This is a genomic window from Sorangium sp. So ce834 (assembly GCF_051521425.1).
GTDB classification, from domain to species: Bacteria; Myxococcota_A; Polyangia; order Polyangiales; family Polyangiaceae; genus Sorangium; species Sorangium cellulosum_D.
This window is the reverse complement of record NZ_CP150351.1, coordinates 5,118,762-5,143,929: the sequence shown is the minus strand read 5'-3', so window position 1 is coordinate 5,143,929 and position 25,168 is coordinate 5,118,762. Positions and strand designations below refer to the sequence as shown.

At 70.8% G+C, this 25,168-nt stretch carries 15 protein-coding genes, 1 tRNA gene and 1 pseudogene; 6 read left to right on the top strand and 11 right to left on the bottom strand.

Annotated elements, in window-relative coordinates; translation table 11 throughout:
* Positions 1–11: 11 nt before the first annotated feature.
* The 4 genes from WMF20_RS18640 to WMF20_RS18625 form a co-directional block, all read right to left on the bottom strand.
* Positions 12–3,983: an RHS repeat-associated core domain-containing protein gene (locus WMF20_RS18640; RefSeq protein ID WP_437617140.1), complete on the bottom strand. Its 3,972-nt coding sequence runs from the start codon at positions 3,981–3,983 to the stop codon at positions 12–14.
* A 529-nt stretch (positions 3,984–4,512) separates the two neighbouring features.
* Positions 4,513–4,944, bottom strand: coding sequence for a hypothetical protein (locus tag WMF20_RS18635; RefSeq protein WP_437615429.1), 432 nt, complete (start codon positions 4,942–4,944; stop codon positions 4,513–4,515).
* Between the two features lie 315 nt (positions 4,945–5,259).
* Positions 5,260–8,031 (bottom strand): hypothetical protein, encoded by a 2,772-nt coding sequence (locus WMF20_RS18630; RefSeq protein ID WP_437615427.1) that lies wholly within the window; start codon positions 8,029–8,031, stop codon positions 5,260–5,262.
* 133 nt (positions 8,032–8,164) lie between these two features.
* Positions 8,165–8,752 (bottom strand): hypothetical protein, encoded by a 588-nt coding sequence (locus tag WMF20_RS18625; protein ID WP_437615425.1) that lies wholly within the window; start codon positions 8,750–8,752, stop codon positions 8,165–8,167.
* Between the two features lie 854 nt (positions 8,753–9,606).
* On the opposite strand from WMF20_RS18625, the gene WMF20_RS18620 reads away from it, so the two are divergent.
* Entirely contained in the window at positions 9,607–10,398 is a 792-nt protein-coding gene (locus WMF20_RS18620) for a hypothetical protein (RefSeq protein WP_437615423.1), read from the top strand.
* Between the two features lie 322 nt (positions 10,399–10,720).
* Here WMF20_RS18620 and WMF20_RS18615 read toward each other — a convergent pair whose 3' ends face one another.
* The 4 genes from WMF20_RS18615 to WMF20_RS18600 form a co-directional block, all read right to left on the bottom strand.
* Positions 10,721–12,262 (bottom strand): hypothetical protein, encoded by a 1,542-nt coding sequence (locus WMF20_RS18615; protein ID WP_437615421.1) that lies wholly within the window; start codon positions 12,260–12,262, stop codon positions 10,721–10,723.
* 37 nt (positions 12,263–12,299) lie between these two features.
* On the bottom strand, positions 12,300–13,907 hold the full coding sequence (locus WMF20_RS18610) for a hypothetical protein (RefSeq protein WP_437615419.1): 1,608 nt from the start codon (positions 13,905–13,907) through the stop codon (positions 12,300–12,302).
* A 16-nt stretch (positions 13,908–13,923) separates the two neighbouring features.
* Entirely contained in the window at positions 13,924–14,589 is a 666-nt protein-coding gene (locus tag WMF20_RS18605) for a PEGA domain-containing protein (RefSeq protein ID WP_437615417.1), read from the bottom strand.
* A gap of 154 nt (positions 14,590–14,743) precedes the next feature.
* Positions 14,744–15,912 (bottom strand): IS3 family transposase gene (locus WMF20_RS18600; RefSeq protein ID WP_437606080.1). Its coding sequence is split into 2 segments (ribosomal slippage): positions 14,744–15,660 and positions 15,660–15,912, totalling 1,170 coding nucleotides; the frame shifts between segments, so codons are not numbered across the junction.
* Between the two features lie 602 nt (positions 15,913–16,514).
* Between WMF20_RS18600 and WMF20_RS18595 the strand changes: the two genes are divergently transcribed.
* Both WMF20_RS18595 and WMF20_RS18590 read left to right on the top strand, forming a co-directional pair.
* Positions 16,515–17,603, top strand: coding sequence for an RNA polymerase sigma factor (locus tag WMF20_RS18595; protein ID WP_437615415.1), 1,089 nt, complete (start codon positions 16,515–16,517; stop codon positions 17,601–17,603).
* Positions 17,604–17,693: 90 nt separating this feature from the next.
* Complete coding sequence (locus WMF20_RS18590) at positions 17,694–18,122, top strand: hypothetical protein (protein ID WP_437615413.1); 429 nt, start codon at positions 17,694–17,696, stop codon at positions 18,120–18,122.
* Positions 18,123–18,232: 110 nt separating this feature from the next.
* Here the strand turns inward: WMF20_RS18590 and WMF20_RS18585 are convergent, their stop codons facing one another.
* A complete protein-coding gene (locus WMF20_RS18585) occupies positions 18,233–19,870 on the bottom strand; it encodes a hypothetical protein (RefSeq protein ID WP_437615411.1) in 1,638 nt (545 codons plus the stop codon).
* A gap of 235 nt (positions 19,871–20,105) precedes the next feature.
* Here WMF20_RS18585 and WMF20_RS18580 point away from each other — a divergent pair.
* A pseudogene (locus WMF20_RS18580) lies at positions 20,106–20,954 on the top strand (tyrosine-type recombinase/integrase); the annotation flags it as partial.
* 121 nt (positions 20,955–21,075) lie between these two features.
* On the opposite strand, the gene WMF20_RS18575 reads toward WMF20_RS18580, so the two are convergent.
* Positions 21,076–21,148: transfer RNA gene (locus WMF20_RS18575), tRNA-Lys, on the bottom strand.
* A gap of 432 nt (positions 21,149–21,580) precedes the next feature.
* On the opposite strand from WMF20_RS18575, the gene WMF20_RS18570 reads away from it, so the two are divergent.
* Positions 21,581–22,330, top strand: coding sequence for a S1 RNA-binding domain-containing protein (locus WMF20_RS18570; protein ID WP_437615409.1), 750 nt, complete (start codon positions 21,581–21,583; stop codon positions 22,328–22,330).
* A 486-nt stretch (positions 22,331–22,816) separates the two neighbouring features.
* Positions 22,817–24,526, top strand: coding sequence for a L,D-transpeptidase family protein (locus tag WMF20_RS18565; RefSeq protein ID WP_437615407.1), 1,710 nt, complete (start codon positions 22,817–22,819; stop codon positions 24,524–24,526).
* A gap of 94 nt (positions 24,527–24,620) precedes the next feature.
* On the opposite strand, the gene WMF20_RS18560 is transcribed toward WMF20_RS18565, so the two are convergent.
* Positions 24,621–25,058, bottom strand: a complete 438-nt coding sequence (locus tag WMF20_RS18560) for an acyltransferase (RefSeq protein ID WP_237245451.1) — start codon at positions 25,056–25,058, stop codon at positions 24,621–24,623.
* Positions 25,059–25,168 lie beyond the last annotated feature (110 nt).

The window sequence follows — 25,168 nt, the reverse complement described above, 5'->3', positions numbered from 1 at the left end:
ATCCTCAGCGCTCAATGGATCCGCGTCCACTGCCCGTTCCGCTGCTCCCATGTACCTAGAGCAGCCGGGCCTCCAGGCGGAGGCGCCGCGTTGTTGAAATACGCAGCATTCGCCGGATTACCGGTGAAGGTGGCAGAAGGGTTGAACGCAGGTCCGGCATGGCCACCCGCCGTTCCGATGGCGGCCACGTTGTTCGGTGGCGTCATGCCGGCGAGCGTGTAGAGTCGTGGGATCATCTGACTACAGTTCTCGCAGGCCGGCCATCGCTTTTCGTTGCCCGGGTTTGACTGATCTATCCTACGCCCGCTTACGATGCCCTCGGTTTGATCGATTCCGCCGAGCGCGTTGCGCAGGTTCTGTTGCCATTCGGGATCCCCGGGACGACAGGATCTCGGCGGAGTTCCGGTCCTCTGCGAAGGCGGAGTCCCGTTCCACTGCCATTCATCGAGGTAGTTGCTCAGCGCGTGCGGTTCTGCGCACCGTCCTCGCGAATCGTTCTGTCGCGCGGTGTTCGCGTCGGCCGGCGGCAACGCGGCGCGCACCGCAGGATGAAGGCCATCGAGGCTGCCCCCGCTCTCCCCTCGACCAAGGACCGGACGATTGCCCGCCGGACCCGGACCATAGATCACGGACTGCGCTGCGAGGGCATCCAAATCGAAGGCATCCATCGGCCTCCCTTCCGCGTATGCGTACGCCCGCAAGCTCCCGTCGAGCCGGATCGGCTCCGGGCTCAGGTACTGCCCCGTCTCCGGGTCGTAGTACCGATACCTGTTATAATAAAGCCCCGTCTCTTCGTCCGCGTACTGCCCAGCGAACCTGAGCGGCGTCAGCCCGGCCCCCTCGTCCTCGACGCGCCCGAACAGCGACACCTCCACCGTGCCGACGAGCTCTCCATCCCCCGTCACCAGCGCCTCCGGCATCCCGTTCGGCGCTCCGACGTAGTACCGGACCTGGTCGTGCTCGCCCCGCCGCACGCGCTCGGCGAGCGGCAGCAACGCCTCCGGCAGCACCGCGTAGGCCCGCTCTTCGACGACCGTCTCCCCGCTCCCCGAGGCGCGCTCGCGGACTTCGTGCACCAGCGCGTCCCCGCTCCAGGCATACCGCGTGACGCTCTCTACCACGCGATCCTTCTCCACGCGCTTCTCGATCCGGCGCGCGAACGGGTCATACACGAAGCGGACCACCCGCCCGTCCGGCAGCCATACCGCCTGGAGCAGGTTGCTGTCGCCCCAGTCGAAGCGCCAGGAGCGCCCGTCGACAACCGTCTTGCTCGTCACACGCCCGCCATCGTCGTACGCGAACGTCACCCCTCCTCGCGACAGGAGCCGCCCGCCAGGCCCGTACCGTCGCTGCGCCCCGCTGTCGTGAAGCTCCCCGCTCGGTCCGTGACGGAAGCCCTCCGTCGCCTCCTGCCGCGCCCCCTCGGCTTGCTGGCGCGCGACAATGAGCCCATTCACGTCGTGCGCGAACTCCGTAGAGCTCCCGCCCACCTCGTCGGCCACGGCCTCGATCAGCCCCGCCAGCGACCAACTGTACCGATGCGCAAACGTCACGCCGAGCGGACTCGGCCCCACCCACGCGGGCTCGCCGGGCCGCATCGCCAGCCCTGCCTTGGGGCTCATCACCTTGATCCCGGCCAGCAGGCCATCCGGTGTCACCTCCTCCGCGATGCGCCCGCCTGCCGGAAGCGCCCGTTCCACCAGGTTCCCCGCGGGATCGTAGCCCAGCCGCAGGCCCCCGTCGTCGCCGAACGACACCCCGACCGCTCGTCCCATCACGTCTCGCGTGACGTTCATGGCGCCGAACGGCCCCGAGGTCCGCACCGCCTTGCCAAGGGCATCGTACGCCGTCTCCGCCGTCGTCCGCTGGTCGCCCCGCGTGACCGTCTCGCGCACCACGCGCCCGCGCGCGTCACGCGCGTACTCGCAGGTGACATCTCCGCTCGTCACGTACTCCATCCGGCCGAGCAGATCGTACGAGATCTCGTCCCTCCGCCCGTCCGAGAAGCTGCGCGCAACGAGCCGCCCGCACGGATCGTACGTGAGCTCGACACTGCCCGCGCCGTCCCGGAGCTCGATAACCCGCCCCATCGCGTCATGCCGGTAGGTGATCCGGCGCCCGTCGAACGTGTGCTCCTCGACGATGCGCCCCTCGCCCCGGCGCACATACCGGTGCTCCTCGCCGGCCTCGTTCACCACCCGCACGAGGTCCTGCTCGCGATCGTAGAAATACCGCACGGAGCTACCGTCAGGCCGGACCACCTCGGTGACGACGCCGATGCCTCCCCAGCGCAGCGTGGTCGCACGCCGGTCCGCGTCGATGATCCGCGAGAGGCGGCCATCGGCATCATGCTCGTAATTGTCCGTCGCTCCGCTGGGCCGCCGCACGGACACGAGGCGGCCGCGGGCATCGTAAACGTAGGACGTCTCGAATCCCCGCTCATCCACGAAGCTCGTCACCCGTCCCAAGAAGTCGTACCGGATCCGTCGCGTCGCCCCGTCCGGCTCGATCACCGCCACCCGGTTGCCGAGCGCGTCGTACTCCATCCGGGTCACGCCGCCATTCGGGAGAACGGCCTCGACGAGCAACCCCCGCTCGTTGTGGCGAAACTCCACCACGGGCCCGAGCTCGTCGAACACCGCAGTGACATCCCCTTGCGCGTTGCGCTCGTAGCGCGCGAATCCACCGAGCGCGTCCCGCATCTCGGCGATGGCCCCGCGCTGATCATAGACGTACTCCGTCCTCGCGCCCATCGGATCCACCACGGCACGTAGCCGCCCGGCATGATCCCGCTCGCAGCGCCACGCGTGCCCGAGCGCATCCTGGTACGCGAGCACATTGCCCGCGGCGTCGAACCGGTACGAGTGCACGCTCCCGTGCCAGATCACCTTGTCCGCCTTGTCCAGCCGATTGCCCTCGATACGGCGCTGCGACCGCGAGGTGATCACCTCGAGGAAGACGCCGTGATCCTCGATCTTGACATGGCAGAACCCCTTCGCCTTTGTCTCGCCGTCATCCAAAGTATCGGGCACCTCGCGGTCGAGCGCGTCGTTGCTCGGACGCTCGCACCACGTCTCGACACAGCGGCCCTGGTCGCTGTAACGAAAATGCGCCACGAGCCCCCCGGGCTCGCGACGCCTCGTAAGGCGGTGCGCGTCGTCGTACTCGTACCGATGCTCGTGCCCAGCCGCGTCGCACGCCGCCACGAGATCGCCCCGCTCGCCGTACCGGTATGTGCGAAACGAGGTCCATCGCCCCTGCGCCGATGCGTTCTTCACCTCGAAAGCAGCGATCCTGCCGTCCGTGTGCCGGCGGACGCGAACGACCCGCCCAGCGCTGTCGATCACATGCGACAGGCGCTTTCCCTCGTATGTCAGGCGAACCTCGTTCCCGTACCGATCCACGATGCGCGACAAGAGCCAGCAGCCCTCCTGCCGCTCGCCGAGCACGTACAAGAGGCCCTCCGCCTCCAGCGTGTAGCCCGCCGCGTGGAGGGTCAGCAGGCCGCAGGGCAGCGTGACGGGGTGTTCGGGCTCGGGCACCTCTGCCGTCGTCGGCGCCGCGTTCGGCTCCAGCACCCGCAGTGTCCTCCTCCGCTCCTCGATGCTCCAGGCCAGCGAATGACTCCAGCCGAAGCCGAGGCCGAGGTCCACGTCACACGTCTCCGATGAGTAGCTCCGCTCGATGACCAGCGGAATTGGCCCCGGCAGCGCGAGATCGACGATCTTGGCGGTGTAGACCCGCCCCGTCACGGGATCGACCGGATCTCCGGCCGAGGTGCCTCCGCCGCGCCCGTGCGACGGGTTTGGGCAGCCTCCGCTGCTCCCGGGGCCGCACGAGCCGGCATTCTTGCCACCCCCCTGCGCTCCCCGCCCACCTCCCAGGCCATCGGCTCCTTGCCCGCTCCCGCTCCCCCGTCCGCCGCGCCCTCCGGCGCCGCCTCCGCTGCCCCCGCCGCCCAGGATCCACGTCCCGGGGTTCATGCCAGGAATCGCGGGGATGTTCGGAACGGGAGCCGTGCGCGCCATGGGACGATGGTCACCGGCCGCTACGCTCCATGTCAAACTCAGCGGCGCATCGGCCTGGGATGTGCCAGCTCGGCGTCGTTCTGTGCCAAGCGAGGGGGGTCCGGCACCGGCACAAGCGCAATGCATTGCGACACACCGGGGTCCGGCCCCCTCCGGACCGTGCCGTGTAACGTCTTCCTGGGGACTTTTGTGCCAAATGGCGTCTAAAATTGCGCAATTCTGCGCCATGTACCCCGCAGAAGCGCTTGCCTTTGTGCCAGACGGGGGGTTCGGACCCCTCCGCAACGCAATCCACTGCGCTCGCGCAGCCTCCGGACCTCGCCGACGGGCGATCCAGTGCGCTCGCGCGGCCTCCGGCCCGCTCTGCTCCGCAATCCGCTGCGCTCGCACGGAGCCCCACCTCGCACGGAGCATCCCTCTCTCTGGGCCAGGCAGCTCGGCTCGACCGCCCCCCGACCACGACCGCGCCCGGGGCGACGCGGTGCTAGCGCAAGCGCCCAATCCGTACGCCGAAATACGTGGGCCCCCACGCAGCCGCGCCCGGGTCGAGCTCCGACGGCGCCAGATCCGAGAGCGCGACGTCCGCACACACGAGCCAGATGGACGGCGGCTTCTCGGCCGTGAGCTGGCGCGTCATCGCAGAGGTCTCGATCAGGTTGTGCATCGGGATCACGCCGTCCGCGACCGGGGCCTCCTCCTGATCGAACGGCAGTCGCACGAGATACACGTCCTTGTCCCCCCACGGCACCTCCGAGCGCGCCACCTCCGCGCTGGCTGCGATGATGCCGCCGCGCAGCTGACCGGGCAGGCGCTCTCCGCCGCCGTAATGCCCCCTTGCCGCTCCCTTGCGCGTCGTTCCCTCCATTGCCGCCGCCGACGCCTTGCCCGTTGCCGCTGTCGTTTCCGCCGCGGCCATTGCCCCCCACCGCCGCCCGCCCGAGATCCACACACCGGGGTTCATGCCAGGGATTGCGGGGATGTTCGGGACCGGAGCGGTGCGCGATAGGCGCATTGTCGGCTACCGCCAGGCCGCGTCAACGGTCCGACATCGGCGTTGGAGGCGGAGGTGCTCGGCGGAAGCCGTCCCCCTCGCGCGCCGATCACGGCCCCAGCGAGTATCGAGGGCGGCCTTCCGGAGGATCATCGATGAACATCTCTCTGCGTGGACCGCCCGGATCACGGAGCTCCGGTAGAGCTCCAGGCGTCGCGCCGGCCATCTCTCCGCGGACGCTCAGGGGAGCCACCGCGCGATATCGGCGATCTCCCGAGCCACCTCGGCGACGCCCTGCGGTCCAGCGACGCGTGCGAACAAGGGCGCCAGGTGCCCGAGGTCGTCCTTCGTCCAGTCGTCGAGGAGATCAGGCCGCCGCTTCCAGTCGAGGTCGTGAAGCAGGCGCTGGCAGAGCCGACGCGCGTGCGGCTCGGTCATCGAGGCGGCCAGCGGGACCAGCGCGAAGAGCGCCTCGTCCTCGTCGCTCGGCAGCTCCACGGCGCGCGCGAGCAGATCGCGCGTGATCGCCAGCGCGTGGTCCGGCGAGGCCCCGGCGATCGCGACCAGGGCTGGCCACGTGGCGCCGAGCTCGCGTGACAGATCGAGGACCGCATCCGCCCCGAGAGCCCGGGTCCACGCAGCGGCGTTCCGCTCGAGGAGCGTGCGCGCGCCGTCGCCCGCCCGCAGATCTCCGGACAGCTCGGCCCAGGCGGCCTCGCGGACCGCGGCGGGGAGGTGCGCGAGCAGCGCGGACCGTACCTCAATCCGGTCCGACGCGTCGGGCAGCGTCGCCACGAGCGCGAGCGCATCCTCCACGCGGCCCAGATCGCAGAGGCGCGCGGCCACGGCCGTCACCACCGGGCGCCGGAAGCTGGCCGCAGCCGCGCACGCCTGGATCAGCGCGGACGCGGCGCCGGCAGGTGCGTGTGGCGCGAGCGCGCAGATGCTCCAGCACGCGTCCGGCGGCAGCGCGTCGTCCGACAGCAGCGACAGCGCGAGCCCCAGCGCCTCCGACGCGCCCGCTTCCCGCTCCGCCTCGGGCAGGCCCGAAGCGAGGCGCGTGAGGACCAGATGCCGCTCCGAGGGGGGCAGCGCCTCGGACCATTCCCAGAGCCCGCGAACCGCCGCGGGAGACCATCGCGCGGCGGCCTCCGAGAGCCGAGGCAGCTCATCGCTCCTCGCGTCGGCCGGGACCTCGGCGAAGGCGTCGCAACCGAGGTCGAGCGCCTCGGCCTCGGGCAGCAGCGCCGCCAGGGACACGCGCGCGAGCCGGCTCTCCTTGGTCCGCTCGCGACCGAGCCGCGCCGCCGCCTCGCGCGCAACCGTCACCCGTGCCTGCCCATCGAGCGCGGCCGCAGCGGCGGCGAGCGCGGCCCCGCTGGCGTGCTCCTCGCGGGCGGCCTCTAGCGCCCAGCCGAGCACAACGGCGCGCTCGGCGTCGGGTAGCTCGTGCGCCAGCCGGATCAGGGCGCCGGCGCGCTCCGCGGCGTCGGCGATCGGCCGCCCGGCGTCGAGGATGTCCTCGCCCACGCACGGCATCTCGATGTGTGGTCCGGCGGAGCCCTCGCCGCCCTGGGCCCCCTCCTCTTCCTCCTCTTCGTCCTGCGCGGCCAGCGCGGCGAGCGCGCGCCGCGCCTCCTCGAAGCCAAGGATCTCCCTCACAGAGCTCGTGACGAGCAGGCAGCGTACCTGCGCGGCCAGCGCTTCCATGACATCCTCTCTGGCCGCGACATCGACCAGAAGGCGCGCCGCGCAGGCCGCCGTCGCGTCCACGTCGGCGATGAACCCAGACGAGCCATCCGGGCGCGTCCTCCACACGTCGAGCCACGCCCTCGAGACCAGCTCGAGCCGCTCTGCGAGGCTCGCGTCGACCCGCTCCAGGTGAGCGCGCCAGTTCCGGCATACGTATTCAGAGACCGTGCCCGAGGCGAATGCGTGCTTCCCGTGGTCGGCGAACCGGCGATCGACCGCCGCGCGCTCATGCGGCGCGAGCCGCCCTTCGATGGCCTCCGCCCAGGCCGGGTGACGGAGCGCGAGGCCCGGCTCTCCGGCGGCGACGGGCGGTCCGCTCAGCTCATTCCAGGCGCCGACGCTCACCGTCGAGATCGCGAAGAGCTCCTCCCTCTCGATCGGGCCGAGCGCGCGTGCAAGCCATGGCAGCGCGGGGCGGCTCGCGCCGCCGGCGCAGAGATCGAGGACGGCCGGAGCCCCGGCGGGAGCGCTCGCGAGCGCCGGCGCCGCAGCCGCGGGATCCTGCGAGAGGGCCTCGAGGAGCGCCTCCACGAGGAACGGCTCCCCGCCGCTCACACGTGCGACGTGGTCATTCACGCTGGCCGGCAGATCGCCGAGCCTCCGCCCGATGGCATCCGCAACCTCGTCGACTGCGATCGGTGGCAACGCGACCACCTCCGTCCCCTCCCGGAGCCCTCCCAGCGCCTCGAGCGAGCGCGCTGACAGCACGGCGCGCACGCCGGGGCCGAGGTCTCGCAGGAAACGCTGCGCGGCATCGCGGGTCCAGGTGACGGCCTCGTCGAACCCGTCGAGGATCAAGACGAGCGGCCTGCTTCCGGGCGGGCGGCCCTCCTCGAGCATGATCGCAAGGTCGCGCCGCGTCTCCTCGACCCCGTGCGGCCGTTCACCGGTGCGCCGCGGAGACCTGAGGAACGGAGCCACGCGCGCGTAAAGGAGGTTCAGCGCCGTATGCTCCAGTGCCGTACCGAACCGCCGGCTCACGGGGACGAACGCGATCTCGTGCCGTCCCGCGCAGGCCAGCTCCAGCGCCCATGCGCCCAGCAGCGCCGACTTGCCGCGCCCGCTCGGCCCGAGCAGCGCCGCGCGCGCACCGCCATGCTCCAGCCACCGTTCAAGGCGCGCCACGGCGCCAGCCCGCGCCTTCTCGCCGAGCGGAGCGCTGCGGCAGCGCTCGACCTCGCGCCAGAAGGCAAGGACGCCGCGCTCCGCCGCCGCCGGGCCCGCGGCCGGCGCATCCGATGCTCGCGGAGGAGGGCTCATGGCTCTGCGAAGGGCGGCGTGCTCGATGGAGCGGTCCTGAACGGCACCGAGCGTCCCTTGTACCAGACTCGCCCCGGCCCGGCGCCCGCAGACGTGTGGCCGTGCACAACCAGCTTGGCCATCGCCGCGCCGATCACGCCCCGGTGCGCCGGAAGTGGACCCTGCGAAATCCGTCGCGGGAGATCCGCTCGACTACGACCTCGTCGCCCGTGGCGATCCATTGCACAATCCCTCCGTCGTTCGACAGCGCGACGGTTCCTGTGGGCTCGCCGTCATCCCATCGCTCGTACCGCACTCCGGCGGGTGTCTCGGGTGGCGGCTCGTTGCTGCGCTCCTCGACCTTCTCGCCCGCGACACGCACGCTTACGCCAACGTCGGGGAAGCCCTCTCTCATCGCGGCGAGGAGCTCCCGCACGCTCGCGATCTCGCTCGCCACTGCGGTGCACGGCGCTACGCTCATCTCCGCGAACGTCGGCGGAGACCAGAGGGCGAGATCGTCTTTCTGGAACACCGCCTGGCAGGTATCGCTGAGCTCGTCGATACGTTCCGCGCCCATCGCAGCGGCGAGCTCGGCTGCGATGTCGACCGTCATCTCGCCCGCCATGCGACCGGGCCAGGTGAAGGCGGCCACCGGGTACTCCTGCCCGATCGCGAATCGTTCGAAGAGGCGCCGCGCGTCCTCGGCGAGGACGAAAGGCTCGACCACCCCGTCGTCGACCACGACCCGACCGCGCGAGTCCATCCAATAAGTCCCGTGCGGGAAGGCGCCCATCGCCACCCGACCCTGCCGTGGGCGCACGCCTCGGTCGAGCTGCAGTCCGATCCCGAACCAGAACGCCTCGCCCTCCGCCGATGGCACGCAGGTGCCGCCGAAGACCTCCTCGAACCGCAGCATCGGACCCGCCTCGGTGAATCCCCAGCGCTCGAGCTGCTCGCGGAGGGCTTCCGGCGCCATCACGCGATCGGGATCGCGCACAGTTCCGCGCTTCCTGAGCCACGCAATCGCCCGGGGCGAGAGGGTGCTCGCGAGGAACTCCCTCACTTCGCGGTCGCCCGGTCGGTCGAGCCCGCCATCCGTCATCGTCGCGTCCCCCGGGGTCGCCAGTTCGGCGGCGGCCGGACGGCCATGTTACCGGGCGCGTTCGGGTTCTGCATCGCCTCCACGGCGGTGCGCTGAGGGTTCCCGGCCGCCACGGCATCCTGGTATCGCTGGCTGCGCGCGCGCAAGCTCCAGCCGAACCGGTTCGAGCTCTGCGCCGCGCCCGAGTACCTCCGCTGCGGCGCGCCGCGCTTGGCGGAGGCTCTCGCCGCGCAGGGTGCATCCGGGTCAACGTCCCGAGCACGGGCCGGCTGCGACCGCGCCGCGACAGATTTACGCCGTCGTAAATAGGGCGTGCACTCGACCCGACCGCGTCCGTCAGTAGGGTGGTACGGATGGACGCCCCTCCCCCGAAGCCCCCTCAGCCCCGGCGGCTGCTCGAGGTCCTCGGCGCTGCCGCCCCGGCGCTCGCCGCCGCTGCGCCGGCCGTCGTCGAGCTGTTCGCGCAGGACCGTACCGCCCACGACGCGCAGGAAATGCAGATCGCCCGCGAGCGCTACCAGCTCGAGCAGGCGCGCGCGGAGCTCGTACGACGGGAGCGGGCGCTCCAGCGCAGAGAGGCGGAGCTAGAGCGTGAGCGCGAGCGCCTGCAAGCCGAAGCCGAGCGCCTCGCGCAGCACGCGCTCGCCGGCAACGGGGGGCGCTTCCAGCGCCGCAGGCGGCCCGTGCCGCCCCGCTTCACGGTGGCCTACGGCTACGACGAGAACGATCGCTTGCGGCTGCTGTTGCCGGAATGCATCACGTACGCTTGGTGCGTTGCCTTCCACAGTGCGCCGCGTGACGTACGCGCGCAGGTGTCGCACGCGCGCCGGAGCCAGTACGCACGGATCGCCCGGCTACCACCCCTTCTGGGCGAAAAGCTCGACAAGGCCGGCGTCCCGTTCGATGCGCTGCGTTTCGTGGCGTACGCCGCCACGTTCGTGGAGCAGGAGGAGCGGGCCCGGAAGATGCTCGCGGGCGAGCGTCCGCCGCGCCGGATGCCGCCACCGGAGGAGCCGAAGGCCTCCGAGCCGAACCAGCGCCGGAGGGGACGACCCGCGTACCCCCGCGTGCGACCCAACGAGACGCAGCAGCCCCGGGCCGATGACCAGCAGAATAGCCCCACCGCGCGGGCCCAGGGGGATGACGCCGCCGAGCAGCAGGCCACCAAGCTCCGCGAGTTCGCGTCCCTGTTCGCGTACCACCTCCTCAACAAGTGCGACCCCGACAACGAGGCCGAAGACGAACGCGCCGACGACATAGTCGACGACGCGGAGGACCCGACCTAGCGCGCGCTGCGGATCATCGCGCTGGAGCGCGCGGTTCGACACGCCTCGTGCGACGGATGATGCCGGTCGCCCTCGCGCGAGGAGCAGGGGGATCGGTCGCTGTCGAGCCTCGCCCTCGCGGCCGTCGCGGCCGAGCCAGCAGGAGATCTCCAGCTTGTTCCCCAGCGGGATCTCCACCGACCTGCAGCCCCTGCCCGCGCCGCGCACGTGGTCGAGATAGGGCCGCAGGTCATCGGGCGCGATGTCGAGGTCATCGCCGGCGATGAGCGCGCGCCCTCAGCGCCGCAGGTTCGGCGCGCTTCGTCGCGCCCGCTCGCTGATCCTACTCAGGGAAGCGCAGCGTCTCGAACTTGCTGCCGCCCTGCCCCGTTACCATCTCGCCAGACCAATCCCAGCTGGTGCCGCCCATGCCCGGCGGTCCCAGCTCGTACGTGACGCCCTCCAAAGTGAGCTGGTCCTCGTCGAGGTAGGCGATGCCGATCGAGTCACCGCCACGCCCGGGGCCGCCGTAGCCGCCGGGCCCCCCATCGCCCCCGCTGCCGCCGCCACAGGACCACGTGCCATCGCCCAGGGCGCCCCCTGGAGCGCCTCGGCCACCTCGGCCGCCTTCCTCGGGGGGCCCGCCGTCGCCGCCCGGACCGGCCTCAAGGGTGATGATTACGCTATCGCGCACTGTCACCTTGGCGTGGAGCGCGACGATGCCGACCGTCGGGTGTCCGTTCTCGCCCGCCCGGCCGCCTCGACCGCCGCAGCCGCCGGCACCGCCGGAGCCGCCACCGGCGCCTCCCTTGGTGGCCGCACCGCACAGAGCGAGCCCGCCCCGACGGCCGCCACCCCCGCCGCCCCCCTGACCCGGCATGCCCCTGCCGCCATCGCCCGCCTTGCTGCCTTCCCATCCTGCCTCGGTGATGCGCCCGATACCCTCGCCGGAGGAACCGACCACACCGGGCTCGCCGTGGAGCGCAACGGCACCTTCCTGGCAATGGGTGCCTGCCACGTCCCCGTCTCCCCCCCGTCCGTAACTCGGGTTTGACGCCACGAACGGTTGCCCGTCCTCGCCGTCGCCAGCGCCGTCGGGAAGCCCGTCGCCTCCTTTCCCGCCGGTGCTCGGGATCCCTCCGTCGCATGGGTTCACGGCCGCAGCCCCGCCATGAACGGTAGCTGCCGAGCATGCGTCTCCCCCATACAGCCCGTCAGGTCCCGTCGCTGCCTGATTCGGCCAAGGCCATTCCTCGCCATCGTGGCCCGCCCATCCGTGGGCCGCATGCAACGTGCTTCGGATGACTTCCACCATGGTGTCGGACTGAACGAGCATCGAGATCGGACCGGTCGCCCACACGGCGAAATCGACGACCTTGGATACGCCATCCTTGGCTCCCTTGTCCTCGGGGCCCGCTGGCTCGACGGTCAAGAGAATTCCATGATTCTGCGGGCTCTCAATTCTGGACTGAGCGCCGCCTGGCATGCGCTTCCAGTTCAGACAGTTGAACCCTCCGATGAGATCGACGCCGGAGGGCAGCCTGACGGGATCGAGATAGCTGTCGTAGCATGCGAACACGCGCCCTCGTCCCGTGCGCGCGAGCTCTACGGCGCGCTGAAGCGTGAGTACCGGTTTGTCCTTCGTTCCTGGGTTCGCATCATCACCGCGGGCGAGGGGACCGCCGACGAACACGCCGCAGCCGTCATCAAGCACATCGGCGGCGAGATGCTCGAGACACACCGACTCTGCCGGCGCCTCGCCCTGGCACGCCATCGTGTTATCGCATGGGGCGGGGCCAGCGTCTTGCACGTCCGTCGTCGTGCCGCAGCCGACTGCAGCGAGCGACACGACGACGAGGAGGTGAATTAGCAAGGTCAGTTTCATGATTTTTCTCGATGCGCCGCCACGCTTGCGAGGCCAATCAATGGGGTGGCTCCGGGTTGGATACATCAAACTGACGCCAGGGCATCGCCCGGCCAAACTCGCCCCTACCCGCGTCGTCGTCGGACGATGCATTGCCCGCGGCTCCGCCATCGCCAGGGGTACGATGCTCCAGGGTGGCATCCGGCCCGAAGCTCACATAGGCGCCGACGGACGCGACGCCGTACGACGGGCCCCCGAGGCCACCGCCGGCATCGCCCCCGCGGCCGCCATTACCTCCAGAGCCCCCGCGGCAACCTTCCCAAAGCACGCCGGTGGTTCCATCGAAACCAAGCCCGCCCTGGCCACCAGGCCGACCTCTACCGCCCGGTTGACCCGTGCCGCCGACCCCGCCGTTACCGCCCTTCCCAGTGGCCACTGCTGTCGCCTCGAGCGTCAGTGCGCTGCCCTGCAAGGCAACGATGCCGATGCTCGCGCCGCCGTAGCCGCCGCCCTTACCTCCCAGACCACCGCAGCCCCCGCTGCCGCCCGAGCCTCCAGCTGCTCCTCCCTGGGGTCTGTTTGCAGGGCACCCGATCATTTCGCCCCGCGCCTTGCTGCCGCCACCGCCGCCTCCCCCCTGCCCGACGCCGCCCCTCTTTCCATCCTCACCACGAACGCCGACCCATCCATCGATGCTGAGGTGACCTACGCCAACCGCGCCGCCACCCCGACCGGAATCGGCGCCCTTACCGCCCTTGCTCCCGTCGCTGCATCTCGCGATGTCCGCGCCCGTTCCTGCGCGGCCGTTGCCCTCCGGATTCTCGGCCGGATCCGGCTGTCCTGCACCACCATCGCCGCCCAACTCAGTCCCGCCATCGCCCCCATATCCCCCGATGGACTCGGTACCATCTTCGCACACCGTCACGACCGGGAGAGCACCCGTTGCGAAGTCCTCCGTGCAGGCGTCCGCCCCGTCGTTCCCCGTCACGCCGTCCTTCGCCCGCTCCCTGGGCGCGTCCTCACCCGCCTCGCCATCCTTCCCGTTTCCCGCCTGGACATCGCTCGCTACCACCTTCAACCTGGCGCCGGGGCTCAAGATCACCGCGATCGACGACTTGCCATCGCTCGCCGACGCATCCGCCGCCACGACACGCACGCCGAAGATGGTGGATGTCGCGCCCTCATCCCCGACGACCCGAAGCGGAATTCCCTGCGGGGGTGCGATGGCGGTCGGGTGATTGCCTCCATCGAACGACCACCCGTACGACCAGCCGCCGTCCTCGCAGCGGCGGCCGCCCCAGAGGTGGACGCCCGAGATCAGGGTTACCTCTTCCTCGAACGTCTCGCCGCAGGCGTAGACGTGGTGCAGGCCTCGCGCTTGCGCCTCCACGATCGCCTGTTGCAGCGAGGTGAACGGCTCGAGACGCGTGCCGGTACGCGGACCGTCCCCCCCAGCGCTGGCGCTGACGAACACCCCGCATTCATCCATCACGGGGCCCACGCTGGGCTCAAGCACCTCACAGGGCGACTTCGGGGGTGCGAGGCACATCCGCTCGTCGCTGCAGTCTTCCGTGTAGATGCAGCCGGAGAGCCCTCCCGCGCCGCTCATCGCGACGGCAGCCAAGGCGCACAGCCGCCGTACATGTCGCCACCGGGGAAAACGCATGTCCTTGGATCCTTGGTCACCAAGCGCCATATGCCACGAGGCCAACCTGCTGTGGGGTTGCAACCGGCGAGAACCCGACGCGGTCTCTCGCGGGCTCAGACCGGGTGAACGCGAGATCCGTGAAGAACGAAGCGACCGTCGCGGCCCCAATGACGCCGCTCGCAACCATCATCGCCGTCCCGAGCGCGGCGAACTGGTCTCGCTGTCGTCGGAGACGCGCCAGCTCAGAGCACGTTGCAGGCGGCGATGGCTCCCGGCAAGCCCACGAAGTGAATCCGAGTTCGTCCAGCTTGCTGTTGTGCTCATCAAGATCTCCATCGGCTGCCCGCGCATGGATCATGAACAGGGCGCCGAAGGAAGCTGTCGCCGTGGTCAGGCCGATGCCGGCGATGCGCAGCGTCCCCGGCCACGAAGCCCATGGCCCGGGAGCGTTCACGCGCGCAGTGGGAGCGGAGGAGGTGCTCGAGGGCGCCGGCGTTGACCGCGCGGCTTGCTTGGAGCTGTCTACCGCCCCGCGCGGCAGCTGCATCGAGATCTCGTGCTCCGCGCCCGCCTCGGCGCGCAATGAATGGAGCGCCTCCTCCCGGCCCGGCGCTCGGGCCCGCACCAGATGTTGGCCAGGCTCCAAGAACAGCTTGTAAGTCCGTGCCCTCCGGCCAATGGAGCCGCCATCGACGAACACCTCGGAATCCGGCGGATCTACCGCGAGGAGGAGCGTCGCGACGTGCGCCGCCGCTTTGCGCAGCCCTTCGCCGAATCTCCTTTGCTGCGCCAGAGGAGGCGCTTGGCGCTGCTCGAGGCTCCATGGTCCTCCCCCGGTTCCGCGGACAGTCTCACTATGCCGCGCGCGCGGTCACGTAGGTCTTCAATTCGAACTCGATCGGGCTCATGTAGGCGAGCCGTGAGTGCCGTCGTTTCAGGTTGTAGAAGTTCTCGATGTAGTCTCCGATCGATGCGATGGCGGCCGCTCGCGTCGGGTAGCGCTCGTGCTCGACCAGCTCCGCCTTCAGCGTCGCGAAGAAGCTCTCGGCCACGGCGTTGTCCCAGCAGTCGCCGGCGCGGCTCATGCTCGGGATGAGCCCGTGGGCCCCGAGCACGAGCCGGTAGTCGTCGCTGGCGTAGGGGCTGCCGCGATCCGAGTGGTGCACCAGCCCAGGCGCCGGCCGCCGCGTTCCCAAGGCGAACGCGAGCGCGGTGAGCGCCAGGGCGCGATCGTTGAACGCGCTCGCGGCCCAGCCGACCACGCGGCGCGAGAACAGGTCCAGGATCACGGCCAAGTACAGCCAGCCCTCGCCGGTGGGAATGTACGTCACGTCCGTCACCCAGACTTGGTTGGGCGCTCGAGCATCGAATTGCCGCTCGATCACATTCGGGGCGATCGGGCCGTTGTGCCGCGAGTCGGTGGTGCGGCGGAAGCGCCGCTTCCTCCGAGCCGCGAGCCTCTGAGCGCGCATCAGCCGCTCGACCCGTTTCTTGCCGACACGCATGCCGCGAGCACGCAGCTCCGCGTGGATGCGCGGACTGCCGTAGCGGCCACGGCTCTTGTGGTGCACGGCCCTGATCTGCACGCTCAGTTGAGCGTCGGACTTGGCCCGCGCGGACTCCGAGCGCTTGGCCCACCCGTAGTAGCCGCTGCGCGAGACCAGCAGCACCGCGCACAGCACCAGCACCGGGTAGTGCGCCTTCTCCGCGTCGATGAACTCGAACCTCACTCGTTTTCCTTCGCGAAGAAGGCCGCCGCTTTTTTTAAGATCTCGCGCTCCATCTCCAGCCGCTTCACGTCGCGGCGCAGCCGCTGCAGTTCCTCACGTTCTGGCGTCGTCAGCGCCCCCGGCGGGCCGTGGCCCGCGTCGGTGTCCGCGCGCTTGATCCAGTCGCGCAGCGCCGTCTCGGTCAGGTCGAGGTCCTTCGCCACCTGGCCGATGCTCCGGTCGCTCGCCTTCGCCAGCCGTACCGCCTCCGCCTTGAACTCGGGCGTGAACGCCCTCCTCTTTCTCCGTCCCATCCCTGCCTCCTGGTGCCGTCGGGGGTGTCGACGGAAGCGGGGGAGGACCACCAGGCCAGATGTTCGGCCGCATTCCGGTACTGGCGCAGTGCGAGCTCACAGAGCCCGAGCTCTCCGGCGATCTCTGCCCGCTCTCGCTCCCTGCCAGATGCCGCGCCTACTGCCTCGAACGCCGCCTTGTAGGCGGCGTGTGCCTCGGTCCACCGCCCTGCGTCGCGTGCCCTGCGGGCACGGCGAACATGGTCCTTCACCGTTGAATCGTCGCTCGATCCTGGCTTCGGGTAGAACTCCTCAGCGCTGGCCGAGCCTGTGAAGCTGGCTACGACGCCAAGCGCAAGAAGAATCGAGAACGCATGCGCAGCGCAACGCATGCATGAACCGTACTTACGCCAGCCTCACGGCGTCAATCCCTCGGAAATCGCCGTTGAAGGACCTTCGGAACGAGAAAAGACAGCCCGAGGATGGAAAGCGGTCGTCCGTCCCCCGCATAGAGCACCGTGCAGCGCAGCGCCGCGCAACACTTGTCCCACATTCTCCCACCAAAGTCATCGCGCCGTGCATTTTCCTGAACCCTCCCGGGCCGCTCAGGTGTGCTACCTCCCGTGGGCAAGCCAGCGACCATCTCCACGGGGTTCGCTCTCTTCCGGCGCCTCGCCATGCGCCAGGGCGTCCCGGCGCGAAACGCGGAGGACGTTGCGCAGGAAGCGCTGCTGCGGGGGTTGGAAGCGGACCAGCGGATTGAGGCGGGTCAGGACCCGGGGCCGTACCGCGTCACGATCGCCCTGAACCAGGCGCGCAACCATGTTCGGGCCGCGGGCCGCCGGGGCGAGATCCTGACGTCGTTCGACGAGCGCGAGCTCCCGGGAGAGAGCTCCACGCCCGAGGAACTGCTCCGCTTGCGCGAACGGGCAGCGCTCACGCGGCACCTGATCGCCCAGGTCGACCCCAAGTACCGAGACATCTTGATCAGGCACGAGCTCGAGGAGACGCCGCTCGTCGAGATCGCGGCTGAGCTCGGCCTCAACGTGCAGACGGTGAAGACCCGATACCGGCGGGCGCGCGAGGAGCTGGAGGCGCAGAAGCGACGGTGGCAGGCGCAGCAGCGTTCACGCGGGTGGGAAGAGGACGCCTGTGTGCCGCTCGCCTTTGGGCTCCGCCGTGACGACTCCTGGCCGGCTTGGTTGCGACATCTCGACGTGAAGGTCCTCATGCAGGGTGCGCTCGTCGTGCTGATCGGCGCGCTCGTCTCCGCGGTGCCGCCCTTGCCCGACCTGCACTCGTGGCGGCAGCCGGCGGCGATCCGCGCGACTGCGACCGCGCCCGGAGCGCAGGACGCCATGGCGCCTCCCGCGCAAGGCGGCGCGCACAGCGCCGCGGCGTCTGCCCCGCCGCCGGCGGAGCCGACCTCGACACCGAGGGCACAAGGCAGCGCACGCGCCGACGCCGTGGTGAGCCGCACGCCCGCCCCTTCGGCGGCCACGGCTGCTCGGGTCGCGTCGCCGCGGAGCGCCGATCGACCGACCGTCAACGAGCGCGAGCGGGGCCTGGTCAACCGGGCCCGGAGGGCGATCGAGGCGGGCACCGCCTTCGCCGCCGTCGAGGCGCGCCGGCTGCTCGAGGCCCATGCGCGGGAATTCCCGCAAGGCCAGCTCGCCGCGGAGCGCGAGGCGCTGCTCAGGCAGATTCGCTGAGCCATCGGTTTCTCAGCAAGAGCGAGTCGTCGATGCGGCCGGCGCTGTGTTCGGACTGCATACACTTGGTTCGGCCGCGCGGCATGACACATGGAATCCGAAAACAACAGAGCGAGGCTCAAGCAGCTGGTCGAGCGAATGGAATGGCGCATTGTTCCGCTGAGCAAGGACCATGTTCAGGCACTCATCGAGGAGGGGTTCAACGCGTACTACAGCGCTCCAGCGGGCAGGGTAGCGACAGCGCTACTGACGTTGGCTCGACTGGTCTTGGACGAGGCGACTCCCGGACACCAGAACGTTCCTGAATCCACCGAAGCCCGTGCGCCGATCTGTCGCATCTCACCGCTCGAGGAAGCGCTGATCCGCTGGGCTGAGGTCGACGAAGAGGGGCAAAAGCGAGTGGTTACAATCCTGGATGCGATGGGCGCCAAGGACCCCGCCGCCCGTGCTGCACACGCGGCCCTGGTCTGGGCCGCGCAGGTGTACAAACTCGCGACGAGAGCAGGTGTAAACGGTTAACTGCGCCAGCGCTTCAGAGTCACCGCGCTCGGCACGCGACGACCTCAGGAAAGCTGAGGTCGACGACGTGGACGCGGCGCGCTAGCAGACCGCTGGGACACGAGGGATCTTCATCGCTCTTGGATCACGCTCCAGCGAGCCCGACCTTGCCTCCCGTGCCAGCCCCACTGCTCGGTCTCCTCTGGCGCCACGCGAATCGCCTGGATTTCATCCCGTAGGATCGGGAGGGCGAGGCCGGCCTCGTCTCTCGTCAAGACGACCTCCCGGAACCTGATGTCAACGATGCGGACGCGCTGCGCTCTCCACCACGGATCGGCCCACCCCGGCGCCGCTCCGACCACCAGGTCGACGGCTTCGCCCTTCTCGCAAGCGCTCTTCAGCTGCCGATGGAGGCTCGCGTCGCCGGGCAGGGCCCAGTCGGTCGCCAGGGCGTCGTCGACGAAGCCCCAGCGAAGCCGAACGGCGCCATGGAGGACGCCGTACTGGTAGAAGGCGTGGAGCGCCTTGACGTCGCTCTCGAGCCGGCGCGCAAGCCTCTGGTGGTCCCCTTCGGACAGGTAGCGCGCCACCTTCTCTGGATCGCCGAAAGGCCGGCGGATGCGGGTGGTCCCCGCGATGAGGAGCTCCGGCGTGATCTGCAGCGTGCGGCCCGCGCGGTTCAGGCGTCTGGATTTCTGTGGCGGATTGAGATCCACAACCCGGCAGCGGCCCGCATCGAACCCCAGCGAGCGTAGCGTGTCGCGGATGTCGAGTCCCGCGATCACATCGAATCGCTCCAGCAGACCGGCGATCTCGGCGACGTCGCGACCGATGAAGGCCCTGATCGATCGCTCGCCCACGTCGAGCAGCGCCACGGCCTGCGGATCTTCCGCGGACGGTACCGCGCGAAGGACGGCGCGGCGGGACGAGCGCGCGATCTCGGCGTTGCGTTGCGCCTCCGGGGCGAGCTCCACGCGGCGGACCACGCTGCCCTGCTCCCGTACCGTGCGTTGCGCCGGCTGCACGAGCACCGGCTGCGGCAGCCCGCGGATCGCCCGCCGCGTCGCGATGAGGCCCGGCGCGACAGGGTTCAGCGTGAGCCGACCGTCGATGCCCGTGACGAACAGATCGCTCCTCCCTGGCCCGTTGCGCGGGCCGAGCTTCTCTCGATGGCTCGTGAACCCGGCGAGGAAGGTCTCGATCTCCTCTGCTGCCATCGGCATCTGCCAAGCATCCAGCACGGCCGCGGCCTGTCGGATCCATGGCAAGCTCGTCACGGAGCGGCCGCGAAAGGCCGCCGCCACCTCCTCGATCGAGAGCGGGACGTCATCACCGGGTACCGGCAACGTGGGCGTCGGGGGCTGCGGCTCCACGCGCTCGTCGGGAGGGTCGGCCGCCCGCAGCAAGGCGCGCATCAGACCGAGGTCGACGACCTTGCGGCGTATCATGTCCCCCAGGATACCGCGCATGTTTCGGGCGATGGGGCGGAGCTGAGGATCCTTCGAAACTCGGGGATTCGGCTTTGCCATGCCGGCGCACCCTACCGCAAGGTCCGTCTCGAAACTCATGTGATCGAATGGGAGGCGGCCAATTGCTGATGCGCAAGCCGGGTGAGAAAAAGGTGAGTCCAACCGGAAGGGGGTCGAAGTTGACAGGCAGCCCGGTGGCGCACCGGGACCACCAGCTGCGGTCCGGGTCGCGTCGGCCGCGATCTCCGGGAGGTGGACGCTGCCGCCCAGAACCACCGCATCCACCCAGTGAACCAGCACACAAAACTGCACTTTGCCAGCCCGTCTCCTCGCACGCTCCGACTGCCCCACCGGGGAGGAGGCCGAGGAGCTGCGCGCCGCCGTCTATTCGCGCGCCAGCGACGTCGCCGGCATCACCCTCCGAGCCTGGGGCGAGCAATGGCTCGACCGCCGAGAGCGCCTCGACGGCATCCGCAGCATCTCGACGGACCGCGGCCGATGGCGGACGCACATCAAGAACTCCCCACTGGCCAGCATGGCACTTGTCATAATCACGGCGAACGACGTCGACGCCTGGATATGCGCCCTCCAGAAGAAGCTCACCGCGACACCCTATCGCGCGCCAAAGCCCCTTTCCCCCGCCACGGTCAAGCAGGTCATCGGGCTGCTCCGGCAGATGCTCGACGACGCGATGCCCCAGCACATCACCACGAATCCCGTGGCGGCCCTCAAGAAGCGCGTCCAGAAGGCCACCAAGCGCCGCGCCCGCGACGCCACCGTCGAGCCCTGGACCTACCTGGAGCCGGAAGAGCAGCACCGCCTCCGCACCAGCGACGCCATCCCCGAGGCCGACCGCCTGATCATCCTCTTCGCCCTCCTCACCGGCCTCCGCCAGGGCGAGCAGTTCAACCTCGAGCTCGCCGATATCCGCCTCGACGCCGACGCCCCGCACGTCGTGGTCCGCTTCGGCTCGAAGAACCAGCCCCCCAAGAACGGCAGGATCCGCCGCGTCTACCTCTCCGCCGACGCCGTCGACATCTGCCGCCGCTGGCTCGCCCTCCTCCCCAGCTACGCCCCCCACAACCCGGAGGCCCTCGTCTTCCCCGGCGCCCGGGGCGGCCGCGTCTCGAAGGGCAAGACCCCGCTCATCCGCAGCGAGATGGTCACGCTCCCGACCGGCACCGGCCGCCGGAAGCAGAAGAAGGTCGACCTCTTCGACCGCCACCTCGCCGCCGCCGGCATCACCCGTCCGGTCCGCTGGCACGACCTCCGCCACACCTGCGCCAGCTCGCTCGTCGCCGGCTGGTGGGGTCGTCGCTGGACGCTCGAGGAGGTCCGCGAGCACCTCGGCCACACGTCGATCGCCTCGACGCACCGCTACGCGCACCTGAGCGAGACGGCCATCAAGGGCGCCGTCCGCCAGACGCCCGGGTGGGCACCGTTGCTGCCCACCTCTCCCTCGATTCCGCGTGAGCTTTCGGCTCTAACCCCTCGGAATCATTCAGTGGGTCGACAGGGACTCGAACCCTGGACCTACGGATTAAAAGTCCGCAGCTCTACCGACTGAGCTATCGACCCGATTCAGCGGCCGGCGAACCTAGCAGAAGCCCCTGACAGATTCCACCTTTCCTTTCCGGTCCGGCCGCCCCCATCTTCCTCGGCCCGTCGCCCCTTCAAGCTCCAGCTCGCCGCCGACGAGCCCCGGCGGAGCACATCTGCCGGCTCTGCCCTGCGTCCCTCTCCCCCCTGTCGCTCCCCTACCGCCGCCACGCCGCTCCCCCTTGGCCCGGCCGTCTCCTACCGCGCCCTGCGCCCGCCCGGCTCCCCCGACTTCCCCCGTCCGCCCCACCTCTCCCTCTCCCACCCGTCTCCCCACCCCGTCCCTCTCCGTCCCCTCCCCGCTGCCCCTCCCCGCTGCCCCTCCCCGCTGCCCCTCCCCGCTGCCCCTCCCCTCGCTTCCCCCTCACCGCCGCTTCCTCACGCCCTCGCCTCGCGCTATGAGGTCGCGCCATGTCGCCGTCACGCCCTTCCGCCGCCTCCAAGGAATCGTTCGCTTCGCTCTTCGAGCAGTCGGAGGGAGCTGGCAAGCAGCGTCGCCGCCAGTACCACACGGGTGAGACCGTCGAGGTGACCGTCGTCGCGATCGCTCGCGAGGCCGTCTTCGCGGATCTCGGCGGCAAGCAGGAGGGCATGTTCGAGCGGGCGGCCCTCATCGATGGCGAGGGCAAGCTCCGCGTGGCGGTCGGCTCGCGCGTCTCGGCGGTGGTCTCCGGCGTCGATTCGGGCACCGGTCAGGTGCGCCTCACGCCGGTCGTCGTGCGCGCGAGCGACGACGGCGCCTCGTCGCTCTCCGTCGCCGCGCCTTCCGCGGGCGGCGCGCCGCTGCTCGTCGAGGGAGCGCGGGTCAAGGGCAAGGTGACGGGCATCGAGCGGTACGGCATCTTCGTCCAGATCGCCGGCACCTCGGGTCGCTCGGGCCGTGGGCTCGTCCCGACGGCCGAGACGGCGACCCCGCGCGCGGCCGACCTGAAGAAGCACTTCACCGTGGGTCAGGAGGTCGAGGCGAAGATCCTCAGCGTGGACGAGTCCGGCAAGATCCGCCTGTCGATCTCCGCCCTCCGCGCCGACGAGGAGCGCGGCCAGTTCGAGTCGTACGCCAAGACCGAGCGCTCCGGCGACGCCGGCGACAAGGGCGCCAAGCCTGCCCCGCGCAATTTCGGCACGCTTGGCGACCTGCTCGCGAAGAAGGTCAAGCGCTAGGGCGCCCGCCTCCCCGCGCCGTCTCCCCGCCTCCCCGCGCCGTCTCCCCGCCTCCCCGCGCCGTCTCCCCGCCCTCCCGCACCGTCCCGCTCGCCCTCGCCCACCCGCCCACCGGCAGGACATTGCATCTCCCCCTCGGTTGAGCGTACACCTCGCCCGCTCAACCCCTTGCAGCCGCTGCTTCCGCTTCTCCTCGCCCCCTGGTCCCGCGCCCGTGCTCGCGCCCACGGCCCAGCTCGCTCTGCCTTCGCCTTCGCGCCGATGCTTCCCCTCGCTCGTGCTCGTGCCTCCGCCCTCGCCTTGCTGGCCGCAGCCTGCTCTCCGGCCCAGGATCCCCCCGGCAGGGCGACCGACGATCACCGCGCCGGCTCCCCGGAAGCGACGGCCCCCCTCGCTCTCCCCGCCGCCTCCGCCGCCGACCCCGCAGCGCCGTCGGCGGCCGCTCTCTCGCCCTCGCCTCTCCCGCTCTCCCCCGCGCCCGGCGCCGTGTCTCCTGCGTCCCTCACGTCGGCGGTCGCAGCTTCCCCCGCCGCGAAGGAGGCCACCCTCCCGGGCCAGGGCGCGAAGATCGCCAGCATCGCGATGCGCACCTGGGTCTACGTCGCCCCCGACGAGCGCTCGACGAAGCTCGGCTACCTGCGCGCCGGCGCGGTCGTCGATCGGGCCGAGCTCCCCGCGGGCACCGACGGCTGTACCGGCGGCTGGTACCGGATCGCGCCGCGCGGCTACGTCTGCGTCGGCAAGGGCGCCTCGCTCGCGCTCGAGCACCAGGTGGTCGCCGCCGCCGTGCGCGGCCCGCGCCGCGGCGCGCCCGTGCCGTACCACTACGTCATGTCGGGCTCGCCCCCGCCGCACCTCTACTTCCGGCTCCCGACCCTCGAGGACCAGCGCCGCGTCGAGGGCTCCACGCTCGGCGCCCACCTCGCCCGCACCGCAGGTGCGCCCTCGACGTTGCCGCTCGACCCCGTGCCCGCCTTCCTGCTCGCCGGCCGGGATCTCCCCAAGCCCTACGGCGCCGAGGAGAAGCTCCACTACTCCGTGCACACGGGCCGCGCCAAGGAGAGCTCGGCGTTCGGCCTGATCACCACCTTCGAGTGGACCAACCGCCGCTTCGGCCTCACGACCGAGCTCGACCTCATCCCGCTCGATCGCACGCGCCCTGCGCGCCTCAGCGCGCTGCGCGGCGTGATCATCAAGGACCTCGACGCCGACGTCGCCGACGCTCCCGCGAGCGCCTCGGACGCCGCGCCTCCGCCCGGCGCGCCGCCCCCGGCCGTCACGCCGCCCGCGGCCGGCACCGCGCCGCCGCCCGGCACCGCGCCCCCGCCCGGCACCGCGTCTCCGCCCGGCACCGCGTCTCCGCCCGGCGCGCCGCCCCCAACCGCCAGCGCCTCCCCGACCGCCAGCGCCGCCTCCTCCCCGGCCGCCCTCCAGACCGACACCGCGAGCTTCTCCATCGCCGAGCCCCCCGCCGACGAGCTCCCGCCCGCGCCGCCGGGCACCGACCCGCGCATCGATCCCAGCCTGAAGGGCGCCCCGGCGTTCGTCCGCGTCCACGGGGCGACCCGGCAGCGCGTGTCCGCCTCGGGGCGTGCGCTCGTCGACGCGGGCGCAGCGCCGTTCCGCTCGGGCTGGGTGCTCACCGGCCGCACGCGCGGCGGCGCCAAGGGGCTCGTCGAGACCACCGAGGGCTCATGGCTCGCCAGCGGCCACCTCGTCATCGCCGAGCTGCGCAAGGACCCGCAGGGGTTCGCGCGCGCCGGCAAGAAGTGGATCGACGTCTCGATCCGCCGCCAGATGCTCGTCGCCTACGAGGGCACACGCCCCGTGTTCGCGGCGCTCATCTCCAGCGGCCGCAGCGGCATGGCCGACCCCGAGGAGACCGACGCCACCGTCCGCGGCTCGTTCTACATCCACGCGAAGCACGTCTCGACCACCATGGACGGCGACGACGAGGCGGCCGAGGCGTTCGATCTGCGCGACGTGCCGTACACCCAGTACTTCCACGAGGGGTACGCGCTGCACGGCGCCTACTGGCACGACGAGTTCGGCAAGGCGCGCAGCCACGGCTGCATCAACCTGGCGCCCGCCGACGCGGCCTGGCTCTTCGAGTGGACCGAGCCCGCCGTCCCGCCCGAGTGGCACGGAGCCCTCAACATCGAGGGCGGCGGCACGCTGGTCTACGTGCACGGCTGAGCTGGCCTCGCGCAGCCCAACGCGCCGGATGCCTCCGGCGAAGGGCCGCGCGCCGCCAGCTCGCCCGGCGCACGCGCTGGCTCTCCCGTCCCGACTACTGGCAGCTCGCCGGCATCTGCGCGCCGAGCAGGAGGCCGCGCAGCGTCGAGAGCGCCTGCCGGCCCTGCGGCGAGTTCGCCAGGCCGTCGCAGGCCGAGGCCGCCGCGAGGTAGCCGCCCTGCTGCTCGGGCGGCGCCGACTTCGCGTTCTGGCGCAGCGCCGCGCAGCACTTCCGGATCCCGCTGGGATCGCCCGTGGCGACCGGCTTCTTTCCGGCGTCCGCGTCCGCCGTGTCGGCGTCCGCGTCCGCCCCGGCGTCCTCTTCGGGCACGATCTGCGTCGTGGGCGTCGGCGTCGGGGCCGGCGTCACCGCGGTCGGCGCCGGCACCGGCGGCGGCTCCTCCTCCTCCTTCTTGCACCCGTTGCTGACAAGAGCCACCGCAAGGGGGAACGTCAGCGCCCCCAGAACCGTGAAGAGCCGTGTAGGTTTCATCTCACCTCAAGTATCCGATTCGCGTTTGCGTGGGAACTTCTGTTCGACGAGGAACGCCCCGATCGCAACCAACTTCCCCGAGCGCACGCGGTCATGATACCCGCCGACTG

Coding starts and splice junctions, on each gene's coding strand:
- WMF20_RS18640 (WP_437617140.1), bottom strand. CDS start 3,983: ATGAACCCCGGGACGTGGATCCTGGGCGGCGGGGGCAGCGGAGGCGGC.
- WMF20_RS18635 (WP_437615429.1), bottom strand. CDS start 4,944: ATGGCCGCGGCGGAAACGACAGCGGCAACGGGCAAGGCGTCGGCGGCG.
- WMF20_RS18630 (WP_437615427.1), bottom strand. CDS start 8,031: ATGAGCCCTCCTCCGCGAGCATCGGATGCGCCGGCCGCGGGCCCGGCG.
- WMF20_RS18620 (WP_437615423.1), top strand. CDS start 9,607: ATGCAGATCGCCCGCGAGCGCTACCAGCTCGAGCAGGCGCGCGCGGAG.
- WMF20_RS18615 (WP_437615421.1), bottom strand. CDS start 12,262: ATGAAACTGACCTTGCTAATTCACCTCCTCGTCGTCGTGTCGCTCGCT.
- WMF20_RS18610 (WP_437615419.1), bottom strand. CDS start 13,907: ATGCGTTTTCCCCGGTGGCGACATGTACGGCGGCTGTGCGCCTTGGCT.
- WMF20_RS18590 (WP_437615413.1), top strand. CDS start 17,694: ATGGAATCCGAAAACAACAGAGCGAGGCTCAAGCAGCTGGTCGAGCGA.
- WMF20_RS18570 (WP_437615409.1), top strand. CDS start 21,581: ATGTCGCCGTCACGCCCTTCCGCCGCCTCCAAGGAATCGTTCGCTTCG.
- WMF20_RS18560 (WP_237245451.1), bottom strand. CDS start 25,058: ATGAAACCTACACGGCTCTTCACGGTTCTGGGGGCGCTGACGTTCCCC.